The 15,689-nt window shown below is 70.5% G+C and carries 15 protein-coding genes; 2 read left to right on the top strand and 13 right to left on the bottom strand.

Translation table 11 applies throughout. The features are described from left to right. Positions 1 to 103: 103 nt before the first annotated feature. The 3 genes from G3I71_RS23665 to G3I71_RS23655 are packed head-to-tail and all read right to left on the bottom strand — an operon-like array spanning position 104 to position 2,404. Positions 104 to 1,336, bottom strand: coding sequence for a cation:proton antiporter (locus G3I71_RS23665; protein ID WP_164316965.1), 1,233 nt, complete (start codon positions 1,334 to 1,336; stop codon positions 104 to 106). A gap of 7 nt (positions 1,337 to 1,343) precedes the next feature. Then, entirely contained in the window at positions 1,344 to 1,829 is a 486-nt protein-coding gene (locus G3I71_RS23660; RefSeq protein ID WP_164316963.1) for a cation:proton antiporter regulatory subunit, read from the bottom strand. Positions 1,830 to 1,873: 44 nt separating this feature from the next. Then, complete coding sequence (locus tag G3I71_RS23655) at positions 1,874 to 2,404, bottom strand: DinB family protein (protein WP_203731110.1); 531 nt, start codon at positions 2,402 to 2,404, stop codon at positions 1,874 to 1,876. A gap of 151 nt (positions 2,405 to 2,555) precedes the next feature. On the opposite strand from G3I71_RS23655, the gene G3I71_RS23650 reads away from it, so the two are divergent. After that, entirely contained in the window at positions 2,556 to 3,557 is a 1,002-nt protein-coding gene (locus tag G3I71_RS23650; protein WP_343243059.1) for an LLM class flavin-dependent oxidoreductase, read from the top strand. Between the two features lie 19 nt (positions 3,558 to 3,576). Here G3I71_RS23650 and G3I71_RS23645 read toward each other — a convergent pair whose 3' ends face one another. The 8 genes from G3I71_RS23645 to G3I71_RS23610 form a co-directional block, all read right to left on the bottom strand. Further along, positions 3,577 to 3,984 carry a hypothetical protein gene (locus G3I71_RS23645; RefSeq protein ID WP_164316959.1) on the bottom strand — a complete coding sequence of 136 codons (408 nt, stop codon included), beginning with the start codon at positions 3,982 to 3,984 and terminating at the stop codon, positions 3,577 to 3,579. Beyond that, positions 3,981 to 5,513 carry a hypothetical protein gene (locus G3I71_RS23640; RefSeq protein WP_164316957.1) on the bottom strand — a complete coding sequence of 511 codons (1,533 nt, stop codon included), beginning with the start codon at positions 5,511 to 5,513 and terminating at the stop codon, positions 3,981 to 3,983. Before G3I71_RS23640 ends, G3I71_RS23645 begins: the two co-directional genes overlap by 4 nt. Positions 5,514 to 5,985: 472 nt before the next feature. Then, positions 5,986 to 6,225 (bottom strand): hypothetical protein, encoded by a 240-nt coding sequence (locus G3I71_RS23635; protein ID WP_164316955.1) that lies wholly within the window; start codon positions 6,223 to 6,225, stop codon positions 5,986 to 5,988. Positions 6,226 to 6,281: 56 nt separating this feature from the next. Beyond that, entirely contained in the window at positions 6,282 to 7,118 is an 837-nt protein-coding gene (locus G3I71_RS23630) for a 1-acyl-sn-glycerol-3-phosphate acyltransferase (RefSeq protein WP_164316954.1), read from the bottom strand. Continuing rightward, the gene (locus tag G3I71_RS23625) at positions 7,118 to 7,891 is read right to left on the bottom strand and encodes a GNAT family N-acetyltransferase (RefSeq protein WP_164316952.1); all 774 of its coding nucleotides are present in this window, start codon (positions 7,889 to 7,891) and stop codon (positions 7,118 to 7,120) included. The genes G3I71_RS23630 and G3I71_RS23625 overlap by 1 nt, the downstream gene beginning before the upstream one ends. Positions 7,892 to 8,109: 218 nt before the next feature. Then, the gene (locus G3I71_RS23620; protein ID WP_164316950.1) at positions 8,110 to 8,859 is read right to left on the bottom strand and encodes a succinate dehydrogenase/fumarate reductase iron-sulfur subunit; all 750 of its coding nucleotides are present in this window, start codon (positions 8,857 to 8,859) and stop codon (positions 8,110 to 8,112) included. After that, a complete protein-coding gene (locus tag G3I71_RS23615; protein WP_164316947.1) occupies positions 8,856 to 10,817 on the bottom strand; it encodes a fumarate reductase/succinate dehydrogenase flavoprotein subunit in 1,962 nt (653 codons plus the stop codon). The genes G3I71_RS23620 and G3I71_RS23615 overlap by 4 nt, the downstream gene beginning before the upstream one ends. Next, positions 10,818 to 11,489, bottom strand: a complete 672-nt coding sequence (locus G3I71_RS23610) for a succinate dehydrogenase (protein ID WP_164316945.1) — start codon at positions 11,487 to 11,489, stop codon at positions 10,818 to 10,820. It lies immediately after the preceding gene. Between the two features lie 131 nt (positions 11,490 to 11,620). On the opposite strand from G3I71_RS23610, the gene G3I71_RS23605 reads away from it, so the two are divergent. Then, positions 11,621 to 12,505 carry a LysR family transcriptional regulator gene (locus G3I71_RS23605; RefSeq protein ID WP_164316943.1) on the top strand — a complete coding sequence of 295 codons (885 nt, stop codon included), beginning with the start codon at positions 11,621 to 11,623 and terminating at the stop codon, positions 12,503 to 12,505. A 90-nt stretch (positions 12,506 to 12,595) separates the two neighbouring features. On the opposite strand, the gene G3I71_RS23600 is transcribed toward G3I71_RS23605, so the two are convergent. Then, complete coding sequence (locus tag G3I71_RS23600; RefSeq protein ID WP_164316941.1) at positions 12,596 to 14,740, bottom strand: EAL domain-containing protein; 2,145 nt, start codon at positions 14,738 to 14,740, stop codon at positions 12,596 to 12,598. Continuing rightward, positions 14,737 to 15,549 carry an SAM-dependent methyltransferase gene (locus G3I71_RS23595; RefSeq protein ID WP_164316939.1) on the bottom strand — a complete coding sequence of 271 codons (813 nt, stop codon included), beginning with the start codon at positions 15,547 to 15,549 and terminating at the stop codon, positions 14,737 to 14,739. The genes G3I71_RS23600 and G3I71_RS23595 overlap by 4 nt, the downstream gene beginning before the upstream one ends. Positions 15,550 to 15,689: the final 140 nt, after the last annotated feature.

Here is a 15,689-nt window from a genome sequence, read left to right as displayed (position 1 = left end):
CGGGAAGCAAAGGGCACGTCAATCCCTTCAAGGCGTACGGCAGTTGCGGAACGACGAAGCCACCCACCGCACGGGTGAGTGGCTGGTCGGAAGGCGACGCCCGTCAGTCTCCGACGGTCGTGGGGTGCACCGCCTCGTCCGGCGGGGCCGTGGCCGGGGTCCTGAGGCGCGCGCGCCGGGCTCGCCACGCGCCGGCCCGGGCGGCCAGGGGCTCGGTCCAGCGGGCGGTGAGGGGGCCTGCGACGACCAGGATCAGGACGTACGCCGTGGCCAGCGGGCCGAGGTCCGACTCGATGCCGGCGGTGACCGCGAGGCCCGCGATGACGATGGAGAACTCGCCGCGGGCGACGAGCGCGCCGCCCGCCCGCCAGCGGCCCTTGACCGAGATTCCGGCGCGGCGGGCCGCCCAGTAGCCGGTGGCGATCTTCGTGCCGGCCGTGACGACGGCCAGGGCAAGGGCCGGCAGCAGCACGGGCGGGATGCTTGCCGGGTCGGTGTGCAGCCCGAAGAAGACGAAGAAGATGGCCGCGAACAGGTCCCTGAGCGGGCTGAGCAGGGTGTGCGCGCCCTCCGCGACCTCCCCCGACAGCGCGATCCCGACGAGGAACGCCCCGACGGCGGCGGACACCTGGAGCTCCTGGGCGATGCCCGCGACGAGGATGGTCAGGCCGAGGACGACCAGCAGCAGCTTCTCGGGGTCGTCGCTGGAGACGAAGCGGGAGATGACCCGGCCGAAGCGGACGGCCACGAACAGCACCAGGCCGGCGGCCCCGAGGGCGATCGCCAGGGTGACACTGCCGGCGGCGAGCGAGACCCCTGCGACCAGTGCGGTGACGATCGGCAGGTAGACCGCCATCGCCAGGTCCTCCAGGACCAGGATGCTGAGGATCACCGGGGTTTCGCGGTTGCCGACCCGGCCCAGGTCGCCCAGTACCTTGGCGATGACACCGGAGGACGAGATCCAGGTGACCCCGGCGAGCACGACGGCGGCTACCGGGCCCCAGCCGAGCAGCAGCGCGGCGGCGGCGCCGGGCAGGGCGTTCAGGGTGAAGTCCACCAGGCCGGACGGGTAGTGGGACTTGAGGTTGGAGACGAGATCGCTGGCCGTGTACTCGAGGCCGAGCATCAGCAGCAGCAGTATGACGCCGATCTCGGCGCCGGTGGCGATGAACTCCTCGCTCGCGCCGAGCGGCAGCAGACCTCCATTGCCGAAGGCGAGACCGGCGAGCAGATAGAGAGGTATCGGGGAGAAGCTCAGCCGGGCGGCCATCCGGCCGAGGAGCCCGAGAGCGAGGATGACGGCGCCGAACTCGATCAGCAGGACCTGGGAGTGCATGGCGCTGTCACTCCCGTCCGAGTATCGCCGCGGCGGCGTCGACGCCCTCGCGGGTACCGATCACGATGATGACGTCCCCGCCGGCCAGCCGGAAGGCGGGCGTCGGGGAGGGGATCGCCTCGGCCCGCCGCAGCACGGCGACCACGGAGGCACCGGTCTCCGTCCGCATCTTCGTCTCGCCGAGCACCCGCCCGTTCCAGCGCGAGCCGGCGGCCACCTCCACCCGCTCCGCCACCAGCCCCAGCGGCGTCGTGGACAGCAGGCTGGAGCTGTGGTGCGAGGGGCTCAGCGCGTCGATCAGCGAGGCGGCCTCGGGCGCGGTCAGCCGCAGCGACTGGGCGCACGAGTCCGGATCGTCGTCCCGGTACAGGTTCACGGTACGGCCGCCGTCGCGGTGGGCCACCACCGACAGATGCCGTTGCTCACGCGTGACAAGGTCGTACTGGACCCCGATACCCGGCAGCGGAGTCGCCCGCAGGCGTGGCGCAGACATGTTGGATCCCCTTGCTGGTTGGTTGACTTGAACCTTGTCGGGGCTCAGGTCCCCGTGGCCCCGTCGACGAGTTCGCGCAGGAGGTCGGCGTGGCCGTTGTGGCGGGCGTACTCCTCGATCATGTGCACCATGATCCAGCGCAGCGACAGCCCCTGGGTGCCGGCCAGGGCCGCCTCCGCCTCCGACAGACGTCCGGCCTCGTCCAGTGAGGCAGCGGCTGCGACCAGTTCCCTGCTCCGCGCGACCTCGGCCCGCCAGACGGCCAGCGCCTCGTCGAGCCCGCGCCCGGGGACGAGGGTGAAACCGTCGCCCTTGCCCTCAGCGTAGACGAGGGGCATGTCGAGGCCCGCGAACACCCGCTGGAACCAGTTCCGTTCCACCTCGGCCAGGTGCTGGACGAGCCCGAGCAGCGTCATCTCCGAGGGCGCCGCCGAGGCGAGCCTGATCTGCCGGTCGTCGAGGCCCTTGCACTTGAGGGCGAGGGTGGCGCGGTGGAAGTCGAGCCAGGCGCTCAGCATGGCTCGTTCGTCGGCGTTCGCGGGAGGTATGGGACGGCCGTCCGGTGTAGTCGACATGTTCCGCACCCTTCCACAGGTGCCCGGCGGGCCGCGAGGAATACCGGCGTCCAGGAGATCGCTGACAGGGACACAGCCGAGGACGTGCGGAGCAGCCATGCCGAACCCAGCAGATCAACCGGAGCCGTCGCGGCGACCGGCGCCGAAGCCGGTGCCGGGATCGGTGCTGTCCGCGACCCGGTTCTCCGTGCTCGACCGGTCCCGCACCAGGGAAGGGCGCCCGGACGCCGAGGCCCTGCGGGACACGGTCACGCTGGCCCTGGAGGCCGAGCGCCTCGGCTTCCACCGGTTCTGGGTCTCCGAGCACCACGGCGTGCCCGGGGTCGCCGGGTCCGCGCCCACCGTGCTTGCCGCGGCGGTGGCAGCCGCGACCAGCACGATCCGGGTCGGCACCGGCGGTGTCATGCTGCCGAATCACCAACCCCTGGTCGTGGCGGAGCAGTTCGGGGTGCTGGAGTCCCTGTTCCCGGGCCGGATCGACATGGGGCTCGGCCGCTCGGTCGGCTTCACCGACGGGGTACGCCGGGCGCTGGGCCGCGACAAGGACGTGGCCGACGACTTCTCGGCCCAGCTCGACGAGCTGCTCGGCTGGTTCGCCGGCACCTCTCCGACGGGGGTGCACGCCCGTCCCGCCGACGGCCTCGCCGTACCGCCCTTCGTGCTCGCCATGGGCGAGGGCGCCACGATCGCCGCCCGGGCGGGCCTGCCCATGGTGATCGGCGATCTGCGCTCCCGTGAGCGGATGCTGCGCGGCATCGACACCTACCGTGCCGGTTTCCGGCCCTCGGCCTGGGCGAGCGAACCGTACGTCGTCGTCTCGGGGACGGTCGCGGTGGCCGCCACCCCGGCGGAAGCCCGGCGACTCCTCGTCCCGGAGGCCTGGTCGATGGCGTACTCCCGCACGCACGGCACCTTCCCGCCGCTGCCGCCCGCCGAGCGGGTCGAGTCCCGCACGATGACCGCCAAGGAGCGGGGTTTCTACGAGTCCGGGCTCGCAGGCCAGCTCGCCGGTACGGCGGACGAGGTGGCCCACGAGTTGGAGACGGTGGTCAAGGAGACGGGGGCGCAGGAAGTACTCGTCACCACCAGCACGTACGACCGGGCGGCTCTGGTGGACTCGTACAGGCGGCTCGCCCGGGTCGTGGACCGGTGAGCGCGTGGCGGGAACGGCCTTAGAACAGCGCCGTCACGGCCTGCTGCACGGCGGTCGCCGCGCCAGCCAGAGCCGACACGGTCCGGCCTATGAGTCCGATCGTGTCGGCCGCGCCCTCAATGGTGTCGCGCTGGTCCTCGGGGTTGTCGAGAGCGCCTTCGATGCGGTCGGCCGCGCGCAGACCGGCGTCCCGGTCCTGACCGGCGCCGAGCCGGGACAGGACGTCCCGGAACTCCCTGAGGCTCGCTCGGACCTCCGCGACCGCCGTGTCGTCCGCCGGGGGCGACACCGACTGGCTGACGTTGCTGACGTCCCCTCCCGCGGTCGTCGACTGGATGACGTTGTTGTTGCCCGCCTTCACGTTCGAGGAGACCTGTCGGCGACCCGCCCCGCTCCGCCAACCGCCCTCGCGATGATTTCGGTTCATTCCCCGTCACCCTTCTCTGTCGCCTTGTCGCTCTCGTCCCGATCGGCGGGACGACTCGCCTGTCGGTCATGTGCGGCGTCCGCACCCTGACGTACGTCGCGGGCGTCCCGGCCGGCCGTCACCGTCTGGATGATGTTGTTGTCGCCGGCGTGGATGACCGTCATGATCTTCTGCACTTGGCGCTTGAACTCCGTGACGTCGACTCCCTTGAGTTCAAGGAAGTCCTCGACCGTGGAGAACATGGAGGACTGAACGATCGTCACATGCCTTACGGCGTCCTCGGACACGTGCATGTCGTCCGTGTAGACGGGCGTGTAGCGCTCTCGCAGGCTTGTGGGCATCGGCCGCTTCGGGACTTTGGCCAACTGCTCGCCCGACGCCGTCTCCTCGCTCTCGCGTGCCCACCACCTGAAAAATTGCCACCATCCGTGCCCAAGTGCCACGAGATCGCCTACGGCCTGTACGGGGATCTGTGCGAATGTGGTGATCCGGCGCAGTACCTCGGGGTCCACAGCCTCCTCGATGTCGTCGAAGAGCGGTGGCAGGACATGGGGGCGCACGACGAAGTGCAGTTCCTGACCCTCGATTACCGCCGAGGCCAGCACGGTGATGACCAGCTGTCCGGACCAGGTTTCGACCTGCGCGGACAGGTAGTGGCGGACGACGTTCTCGGAACCACCCTCGTCCGGTGACCGCCCCCACTGGGCGTACTCGTCGGCGTCGGTGCCTGCGTCGCCTTCGGCGCCCGCGTCGGAGGGGTTCTTCGACAGACGGGCCCAGCGCCGGGACGGCCCGCCCCGAACGTAGCGGACCTCGCACTCCAACGGCCGGGACGGTGGCTCCGCGATCCGTAGATCCTCCAGGTCCTGGCTCACGGCCGTAAGCAGTTCGTCGGTGTCGAAGGAAACGTAGTCCTTACGTATCTCCTCGTCCTCGTCGTCCTTCTCGCCCTGCAGCTTGATACTGATCGTCGCCCGACGCCAGAGGGCGTTGCCGGCTCCGATAAAGCGCCAGTAGCCGGCGTCGAGTTCATACGGGAGAGCGTTGCCGTTCTGCGCGCGTTCGATCGCGGTGATCCGGCCCCGCAGCCTCGGTCCCGTCCACGGATCGCGGCCGCCCCGGTCGCAGACCAGGGCGTAGACGACCGCGACGAGCCGGTCCACGATCCGTACACCCAGGTAGGCCAGCGCGGCGAACTCGACCGCCGCCAGGGTCTCCCCCGCCACCCGGCTCGTGGGACGGAACAGCATCACCAGCGACGGAAGCAGGACCATAGCGATCGCGCCGCCCCATGTCCGGCTGAACCGGCTGCGCCGTGGTCTGGCGCGCCACAGCGTGCGCCGAGGGGGCCAGGCGACCGCCAGCGCGAGCGCGACCGTGAACGCCCACAGCGCCACACCGAGCGGGAAGCGGTACGCAATCCAGCCCAGGACGGCCACGAGTACCGTGCGGCGCACGCGCCACTGTCGGCGTGCGGCGAGGCAGTGCGCGAGGACAGGGCCGAGATCGAAGCCGTAAGAGGGCACCACGCGTAGACGCGACAGAAGTATTTTCCCGATCGCCCACCTGGCGAGCGGCTCACCCAGCGGAGGACAGGTCGTGCCCTCCGGCTCCCATCGGGGACGTTCTTCGGCCAGGAGCGCGCGCACCGAGGCGAGGCCCCATCCATGAGTCGTGAGGTGCCGCGCAGCCGCTCCGAGCGGCTCCAGCCGATCGGGACGAGCGTGCGCGGCGGCGCACAGTCGCCTGGTCGCCTCTCTGGGAGGCGTGCGCTCTGCCCCCTCCTCGACCGGTTCTGCCGCGGGTACCTCGGACGTCGTGGCCGATATCGCACTCGGATGAACCGAGATGGCTTGGAAATAGCGTTCTCGCCGCTCCTGCGTGGAAGTTCCCACCCGACGTCCTCCCCCAAGAGGGTGCCGTGACGTGCACAGGCCGTCCTCTACGACGCTTCCCGGTACAGAGTCCACAGAATCCCGGCTGGACCAGATCCGCGCAGCATCAAATCCGGCCGTGTGCGAATCGGCCGGAAGGCCGACTCGACAGCTCCGCCCCTTGGCAGACCCGCACCTCCGTCGCCGCGTCCGCCGCGTCTGCGCAGACTCGGTCTCCCGCGTTCGGTTCGCCCAGGAGCAGCATGTCCGCGAGTCGGTCCTCGGCCTCCAGTCGGGTGTCGCTGCGCGGCGAGTGGACATCGCAGTCGGGCTGGTGACCAGGGTCGGCCCGCGGGTCCTCCGCCACGTCGGTTACCTCATTCCGGGAACCCGCCGCCGTCGGTGCTGATCACGTGTGTCTCGTCACCGAAGGTCGCGGCGCAGGTCACCGCGCTGCTGGCGGAGCACCTTTGCGGGATCATGTGGTGCAAGCAGCTGCGGCTGCGCCGCACGCGCCAGGGCACGCCGGTCCCGATGGCTTCCCGGCGCTATGGCGTCCCGCACCTCCACCTCCGCCACCAGCCCCCGCGCCGACACCACCCGCCACACCGACGTGAGCAACGAGTCCTCGCCGACGAAGGCGGGCGCCGTGCTGGCCGCTCCCCCGGTGAGCCGGTAGTGCAGGTGCACCGGCTGGACGGGGACGCCTGCGTCCAGCGCGGCCTGGAACACCGCCCGGCGGAAGTGGCCCTGGGCCTTGCCGCACCAGGTGCTGCCCTCGGGGAAGGCGACGACCGCCGTGCCCTCGCGCAGCGCGTCGGCGATCTTCGCGACGGTCCCCGGCAGTGCCCGCAGCCGGTCGCGCTCGATGAACAGCGCACCGCTGGTCGCGGTCAGCGCGCCCGCCACCGGCCACCGCCGGATCTCGGCCTTGGCGAGCATCCTCGCCGGTCGTACGGCGGCCAGCAGCGGGATGTCCAGCCACGAGATGTGGTTGGCGACCAGCAGTACGCCCCCGGTGGGCGCGGTGGGGCCGCTCACCCGGAGCCGGACCCCCGCGGCCCGCACGATGGTGCGGGCCCAGCGCCGTACCCACCCGGCAGGGATCTGCCTGCCGAGGGGGCACAGCATGATGCCGGCGAGCAGGACGACCAGGACGGTCACCAGTCGCAGCACGGCCAGGGGTACGGCCGTTGTGGATCCCGTCGTCTCCACGCACGCCCTGGGGGTGCAGGGCGCGCTGGGCAGCCAGACGCTCATCAGGCCGGGACGAGGGAGAGGAAGTGCCGCAGATAGCGCTGGTTGATCCGGCGCATCGACAGCAGCACGTACAGGTCGGCGACCCCGAAGTCCGGGTCGTGGGCGGGCTCCCCGCAGACCCAGGCGCCGAGGCGGACGTAGCCGCGCAGGAGCGGGGGCAGTTCGGTGCGGCCGGCCGGGCGGGTCACACCGTCGGCGGACCAGGGCAGCAGCGGGCGTACCCGGTACTCCTCCGGGGCCAGGTGCTTGGCCCGGACGCGGTCCCAGGTGCCGGCGGCGAGGGTGCCGCCGTCGGAGAGCGGGACGGAGCAGCAGCCGGCGAGCCATTCGTGGCCCCGGTCGACCATGTAGCGGGCGATCCCGGCCCAGATGAGGCCGATGACCGCGCCGTCCCGGTGGTCGGGGCTGACGCAGGAGCGGCCGACCTCGACAAGGCCGGGGCGGATCGCGTCGAGCGGGGAGATGTCGAACTCGCCCTCGGAGTACAGGCTTCCGGCGATCGCGGCCCGCTCCGGGGGCAGCAGCCGGTAGGTGCCGACGACCTGGCCGGTGGACGTGTCGCGGACCAGCAGGTGGTCGCAGTAGGCGTCGAAGGGGTCGATGTCGAGGCCGGGCTGCGGGGAGGACAGCAGGGCGCCGAGCTCACCGGCGAAGACGTCGTGGCGCAGTCGCTGCGCGGCTCGTACGTCGTCCTCGTCGCGGGCGAGGGTGACGGTGTAGCGGGTGGGTGTGGCGGGGAGCGGAGGACGTTCGATGGTGGAAACGCCGGTCATGGCTCTCTCCTGGTCACGGGCCGGGGACGGCGAGGGGTGAGCTGGCCGGTCCCGTTACGTCCGGCCGTATCAGTTCTTCCGACCGCGGCTGTCCGGCGCGTGACTCTCGAAGAGAGGTGGGGTGTGAGCTTGTTGAATGCCAGGGGTGCCTGGCGGGACCGGGGCAGAGCACCACTCCGGTCCCGCCCGTCCGCACCTCGCCGGCGAACGTTCTGGGGTCAGCGTCCGGACACTTTGCGCGTCGCCCGCAGCCACTCCCTGTTCATCCCGGTGATGGAGACGAGGGGGATGCCCTTGGGGCAGGCGGTGGCGCACTCCCCGGCGAGGGTGCAGCCGCCGAACCCCTCCTCGTCCATCTGGGCGACCATGTCGAGCACCCGGGTCTCCCGCTCGGGCGCCCCCTGCGGCAGCACGTTCAGGTGGTTGACCTTGGCGGAGGTGAAGAGCATCGCCGCCCCGTTCGGGCAGGCGGCCACGCATGCCCCGCAGCCGATGCACTCGGCGTGCTCGAAGGCGAAGTCGGCGTCCGGTTTCGGTACGGGGGTGGCGTGCGCCTCGGGGGCGGCGCCGGTGGGGGCGGTGACGTAGCCGCCGGCCTGGATGATCCGGTCGAAGGCCGACCGGTCGACGACGAGATCCTTCACCACCGGGAAGGCTGCGGCACGCCACGGTTCGACGTCGATGGTGTCGCCGTCGGCGAAGGACCGCATGTGGAGCTGGCAGGTGGTGGTGCGCTCGGGCCCGTGCGCGTCGCCGTTGATGACGAGCGAGCACGCGCCGCAGATGCCCTCACGGCAGTCGTGGTCGAAGGCGACCGGGTCGTCGCCCTTGAGGATGAGTTCCTCGTTGAGGGTGTCGAGCATCTCCAGGAAGGACATGTCGGCCGAGACGCCGTCCACCTCGTACGTGGACATGGCGCCGTCGGCGTCCGCGGCGCGCTGCCGCCAGACGCGCAGGGTGAGCTTCATGCGTAGCTCCGCTGGGTGGGGTGGACGTACTCGAAGACGAGGTCTTCCTTGTGGAGGACGGGGGCAGCGCCCGTACCGGTGAACTCCCAGGCGGCGGCGTACGAGAACTCGTCGTCCCTGCGCTCCGCCTCGCCGTCCGGGGTCTGGGACTCGTCGCGGAAGTGGCCGCCGCAGGACTCGGCGCGGTGCAGCGCGTCGAGGCACATCAGCTCGGCGAGTTCGAGGTAGTCGACGACGCGGTTCGCCTTCTCCAGCGACTGGTTGAACTCCTCGCCGGTGCCCGGGACCTTGATCCGCCGCCAGAACTCCTCGCGGATCTGCGGGATGCGGCTCAGGGCCTTGCGCAGCCCGCTGTCGCTGCGGGCCATTCCGCACAACTCCCACATCAGTTCGCCGAGTTCACGGTGGAAGGAGTCGGGGGTGCGGTCGCCGTCGACCGAGAGAAGGAGGTTCAGCCGGTCCTCGGTCTCCGCCAACACCTCCTGTACGACGGGGTGTTGCGCGTCCACGAGATCGCGGCCGGGGTGGCGGGCCAGGTAGTCGTTGATGGTGGCCGGAAGGACGAAGTAGCCGTCGGCCAGGCCCTGCATGAGGGCAGACGCGCCGAGGCGGTTGGCGCCGTGGTCGGAGAAGTTGGCCTCGCCGATCGCGAACAGGCCGGGGACGGTGGTCTGGAGGTCGTAGTCGACCCAGAGTCCGCCCATCGTGTAGTGCACGGCGGGATAGATCCGCATGGGGACGGTGTACGGGTCCTCGGCGGTGATCCGCGCGTACATGTCGAAGAGGTTGCCGTACTTCTCCTCGACCGCCCCACGCCCCATCCGCCGGACGGCGTCGGCGAAGTCGAGGTAGACGCCCTGGCCGCCGGGTCCGACGCCGCGCCCCTCGTCGCAGACGTTCTTGGCGGCGCGGGAGGCGATGTCGCGCGGCACCAGGTTGCCGAAGGACGGGTAGATGCGCTCCAGGTAGTAGTCGCGCTCGTCCTCGGGGATCTCGTTCGCGGGCCGCGTGTCCCCCTTGGCCTTCGGCACCCAGATCCGGCCGTCGTTGCGCAGCGACTCGCTCATCAGGGTGAGCTTGGACTGGTGGTCGCCGGTGCGCGGGATGCAGGTCGGATGGATCTGGGTGAAGCACGGGTTGGCGAAGAGGGCGCCGCGCCGGTGGGCGCGCCAGACGGCGGTGGCGTTGGAGTTCATGGCGTTGGTGGAGAGGTGGAAGACGTTGCCGTAGCCGCCGGAGGCGAGGACGACGGCGTCCGCGAAGTGGCTGGAGATCTCCCCGGTGATCAGGTCACGGGCGACGATCCCCCGGGCCCGCCCGTCGACGACGATCAGGTCGAGCATCTCGGTGCGCGCGTGCATCTCGATGTTCCCGGCGGCGATCTGCCGACTGAGGGCCTGGTAGGCGCCGAGCAGCAGTTGCTGTCCGGTCTGGCCGCGCGCGTAGAAGGTCCGCGAGACCTGGACGCCGCCGAAGGAACGCGTGTCGAGCAGTCCGCCGTACTCGCGGGCGAAGGGAACCCCCTGGGCGACACACTGGTCGATGATCTCGACGGAGATCTGTGCCAGCCGGTGCACGTTGGACTCGCGCGCCCTGAAGTCACCGCCCTTGACGGTGTCGTAGAACAGCCGGTGCACGGAGTCGCCGTCGTTGCGGTAGTTCTTCGCCGCGTTGATGCCGCCCTGGGCGGCGATCGAGTGGGCCCTGCGCGGGGAGTCCTGGTAGCAGAACTGGACGACGTGGTAGCCCTGTTCGGCGAGCGTGGCGCCCGCCGCACCCCCTGCCAGCCCGGTACCGACGACGATGACGGTGTGCCCCCGCCGGTTCGCGGGGTTGACCAGCTTGGCCTCGAAACGGCGCCTGTCCCAGCGTTCGTCGACCGGGCCGGCGGGCGCCTTGTGATCGACGACGGGCTCACCGGTCGTGAACTCGGTGTATTCAGCGTGTTCAGCGGTCATTCAGCTCACCACTCCGGTCATGACGCCCACGGGTACGGCGAGGAATCCGGCCGTGAGCAGCAGTGCGAGGACGTCGGCGCCGGTCTTGAGGGCGCGGTCGCGGGTGCGGCTGCCGACGCCGAGGGTCTGGGCCGCGCTCCAGAAGCCGTGCCGGATGTGCAGGCCGAGGGCGAGCACCGCGACGATGTAGATGACGTTGCCGTACCAGGTGGAGAAGGTGTCGACGACGTTCTGGTAGGGGTGGCCCGGCTGGAAGCCGCCCGAGTGGACGGTGCCGGTGGTCAGGTCGAGGACGTGCCAGACGATGAAGAGACCGAGGATGGTCCCGCCCCAGCGCATGGTGCGCGTCGCATAGCTCGTCCGTGCCTTCCTGTGCACGTACTTGCCCGGCCGGGCCCGGATGTCACGTCGGCTGAGCTGGTAGGCGGAGGTGGCGTGCGCGACGACGGCGGCCACGAGCACGACGCGGACGAGCCAGAGCGTCCACTCGTAGTGCATGAAGGGCTCGCCGACCGTGCGCAGCCAGTGGGCGTAGTGGTTGAACTCGCCGGGCCCGAAGAAGATCTTCAGGTTGCCGATCATGTGGACGACGAGATACAGCAGCATGATCAGACCGCTCACGGCCATCACGGTCTTCTTGCCGACGGAGCTGTCCCAGACCGTGCGTGCCATGGACGACCTTCGGTCCGTCCGCGTTGCCAGAGCCATGGGTCAAGACGCTAGGCCGAGAGACTCTGATCGGTCCAAGACATGGAACAGCTCGTTTCCATAGTCAATGCCTATGAGCGCCTTATCCTGGACGCATGCAGTTCCAGCAGCTCCAGTACTTCGTGGCGGTCGCCGAGACCCGGCACTTCACCCGCGCCGCCGATCTCGTCCATGTCGCGCAGCCGTCGCTCTCCCAGCAGATCAAGTCGCTGGAAAGGGAGTTGGGGGCCGAGCTGTTCCTTCGGGCCCGCGGCAACATCACCCTCACGGACGCGGGCGAGGCGCTCCTGCCGCTGGCCCGGCGCATCCTGGCCGACGCGGACACGGCCCGGCACGAGGTGCAGGAACTGGTCCAGCTCCGGTCCGGGCGGATCCGGCTGGGCGCGACGCCGAGCCTGTGCACGGGTCTGCTGCCGGACGTGCTGCGCGCCTTCCACGACCGCTATCCCGGCATCCGGCTGCTGATCGAGGAGGGCGGCTCGCACGACCTCGTACGGGAGCTGGCGCGCGGCGCCCTGGACCTGGCCCTGGTCGTCCTTCCGCTGCCGACCCCGTCCCCGGCTCTGACCACGGTGGAGATCCTGCGGGAGGACCTGGTGGTGGTGTCGTCCCCGGACGCGCCCGCGCCCGGCCGGGGCCGGCGCACCGTCCGCGTCGCCGACCTGGAGGGCGAGCGCCTGGTGATGTTCCGGCACGGCTACGACCTGCGGGAACTGACCGTGGCCGCGTGTCGCTCCGCCGGGTTCGAGCCGGACTTCGCGGTGGAGGGCGGAGAGATGGACGCGGTGCTGGGGTTTGTGCGGGCGGGCCTGGGCGTGGCCGTCGTACCACGCATGGTGGCAAGCCGGTCGGGGCGCGGGCTACGGGTGACTCCGTTGGCTCGGCCGGGGTTGTTCAGGGCGATTGCCCTGGCCCATAGGAGCGATGTGGCTCCGCCACGGGCGGCTCGGGAGTTGCAGCGGATGCTGCTTGAGCGGTAAGGGCCGCTGTGGTGCCGGGGCGCGAGGGTTGTGGACACAGCTCAGGTAGTACATGGCTGGTCACGCAGTTCCCCGCGCCCCTGGGTGGGGTCACCCCGCCGCGTCCGCCAGAACCAGGTCGTGCAGGCGGTCCGGGGGGCCGGGGCGGGCGTAGTACCAGCCCTGGGCCGTGTCGCAGCCGAGTATGCGGAGCTGCTCCGCCTGGGCGCCCGTCTCGACGCCCTCGACCGTGACCGTGAGGTTCAGGCTGTGGGCGAGGGAGACGATTCCCTCGACGATCTTGAGGTCTACGGGGTCCGCCGGGAACTGCTGCATCCCCTGGGTGAAGGAGCGGTCGAGCTTGAGGATGCTCACCGGGAGGCGGCGCAGGTTGGCGAGGTTCGAGTAGCCGGTGCCGAAGTCGTCCAGCGCGATGTCGACGCCCATCTCGGCAAGGCGACGCAGGGGTTTGAGGAGGTCGTCGTCGGCGCCGATCAACGCCGACTCCGTCACCTCCAGGCACAGGGCCTCGGGTTCGAGGCCCGCGCGTTCCAGGATGTCGACGGTGTCCTGCACCAGGCCGGGATGGGTGAGCTGGCACGGGGACAGGTTGACGTTGATGCACAGCGGGCCGCCGGCCGGGTGTCCCCCGAACTGGTCCTGCCAGTCACGGGCCTGGCGCACCGACTGTTCCAGGACCCAGCGGCCGAGCGGGACGATCAGGCCGGTGTGTTCGGCGAGCGGGATGAAGCGGTCGGGGCCGAGGACGCCGTGCTGCGGATGCAGCCAGCGCACCAGAGCCTCGGCGCCGCGGACACTGCCGTCGCCCAGGTTCACCAGCGGCTGGTACTCGATGAAGAACTCTTTCCGGTCCAGGGCGGCCGGCAGCGCCGTGGTGAGCCCGTGGCGGGTGATCGCCCGCAGGTCGGCCTCGGGATCGGCCAGTTCGAAACGGTTGCCGCCCGCCGACTTGGCCCGGTACATCGTGATGTCGGCGCTGCGCAGTACTTCCGCCGGGCCACGCTCACCCGCCGGGCCCTCCACGATGCCGATGCTGCCGCGCACGGTCAGCTCCCGGCCGTCGACGCTGACCGGTGCGATCATCGCGTTCATGATGCGGTTGGCGAGTTCGTCGACCTCGCGTTCGGTGTCGGGGCCGGTGGTCAGCGCCACGAACTCGTCACCGCCGAGCCGGGCCACCATCTCGCCCGGCGCGGTCGCGCAGGACTGCAGCCGGTCGGCGACCTCGACGAGCAGCCGGTCGCCGGCCGCGTGGCCGAGGCTGTCGTTGATGGTCTTGAAGCCGTCGAGGTCGAGGTAGCACAGGCCGAAACGCTGGCCATCGCCCGCCGACAGCGCCTTCTCCAGGCGTTCGAAGAACAGTGTGCGGTTGGGCAGCCCGGTGAGCGCATCGTGCGTGGCCTCGTACCGCAGCCGGAGGTTGAGGAGCCGGCGCTCGGTGGTGTCCTCCATCAGGGCCAGCTGGTACTGCGGCCGGCCGTCGGCGTCGCGCAGCAGGGAGACCGTGAGGTTGGTCCACAGGACCGTTCCGTCGGGGCGGTAGAACGCCTTCTCGACGTGGTAGTGCTCACGATCGCCGCGGACGAGTTCGTCGTACAGCCGCCAGACCTGCGGGGCGTCGTCCGGGTGGGTCCAGTCCGTGACCCTGCGGCCCCGTACGGTCTGCTCCGAGCCGCCGAACATGCGTTGCAGGGCGCCGTTGATCTGGAGGATGTTCCCGTCGAGGTCGGCGATGCCGATCCCTATGGCCGCGCCCTCGAAGACTGCCCGGAAGCGGGCCTCACTGTCGTGCAGCGCCTCGGCGACCGCGCTGCGCGCGCTCTGCGCGGCCCATGCGATCGCCTCCTGCTCGGCCAGTGTCCGGTCGCGCAGCGCGCCGGCGTATCCGGCGGCCATGGCGTGCTGGAGCCTCGCCGAACGGGCGCGCAGGTCCTCCTGCGGGCCGTCCTCGCCGCAGTACAGCACCAGATAGGCGTCCACGCAGTCGAGCGAGCGGCTGAGCGCCTCGGGGTCGGTGCAGTGCGCGGAGACCAACGCGGCACCGACCGCCCGGCCCTCCTCGGCGTCGAAGGTCCTGGCCAGCAACGCCTCGCTCAACCGCCCGGCGAGCGGCAGGAGTTGCCCCTCGAACTCCACTCGGGTGACTGATGTGGAAGTCACCTGGTAGACCGCCCGGCTCCAGATGGTCGCGAACCTGCGGAGTCTGTCCTGAGGGCCGTCCGGCTCGGCGGTCACGCCTTGCGCCCCACGCCGGCGAATCCGGAGAAGGAGTACGCGTCCTCGTCCTCCGGTGCCGTCTCCGGCCGCCACTGCGGCATGGGCACCAGTCCCGGTTCCACCATGTCGTACCCCTCGAAGAACCGCGCGACCGCTTCGCGCGAGCGCATGACCAGTGGGTTGCGAATGCCCTTGTATACGTCGACCGTGCCCTCGGCCCGCTCCGGCGACAGCGGGATTCCCTCGTACGAGGCATGCGTCAGGACGAGCAGGCTGCCGGGCGCGAGCGCGTCGCGCAGCTCGGCGACCGCCGCGTACGGGTCGTCCGTGTCTTCCACGAAATGCAGTATGGCAACGAGAAGCAGGGCCACTGGCCGGTTCTGGTCGATCAGGGCCCGCACCTGGGGGCTGTCCAGGATCTCCCGGGGCTTGCGCAGATCGGCCGCGAGGACGTCCGCGTGCTGGTCACCGGCCAGAACCGCCTGACTGTGTGCGACGGCAACCGGGTCGTGGTCGACGTACATCACCCGCGCCTCGGGGCTGACCGCCCGGGCCACTTCGTGGACGCTGCCGAAGGTGGGAATGCCGGAACCGATGTCGAGGAACTGGGTGATGCCCTCGGCGGCGGCGAAGCGGACGGCCCTGCGCATGAAGGCGCGGTTCGCCTGCATGATCTTCGGAAGTCCCGGCATGAACTCCATGGCCCTGCGGGCCGCTTCACGGTCGACCTCGAAGTTGTGCGATCCGCCCAGGTAGAAGTCGTAGATCCGGGAAACGCTCGGCACCGAGATGTCGATGCCCCGGGGGGCCCAGGCAGGACGCTCCATCTATCTCTCTCCCAGGAGTTGGCAGGCGTGGCGCTCGAGTGTTCGAGCTGAGGTTACTGATCGCCTGCCAAAGGGGCGAGCCTAAACGGAAATTGACCATCCGTTCCCGGTCACCGCCCGCGGCACGTGCCGAATTGACG

The sequence above is a fragment of the Streptomyces sp. SID12501 genome, assembly GCF_010550245.1.
Lineage (GTDB): Bacteria > Actinomycetota > Actinomycetes > Streptomycetales > Streptomycetaceae > Streptomyces.
This window is presented reverse-complemented; position numbering and strand designations above follow the sequence as displayed.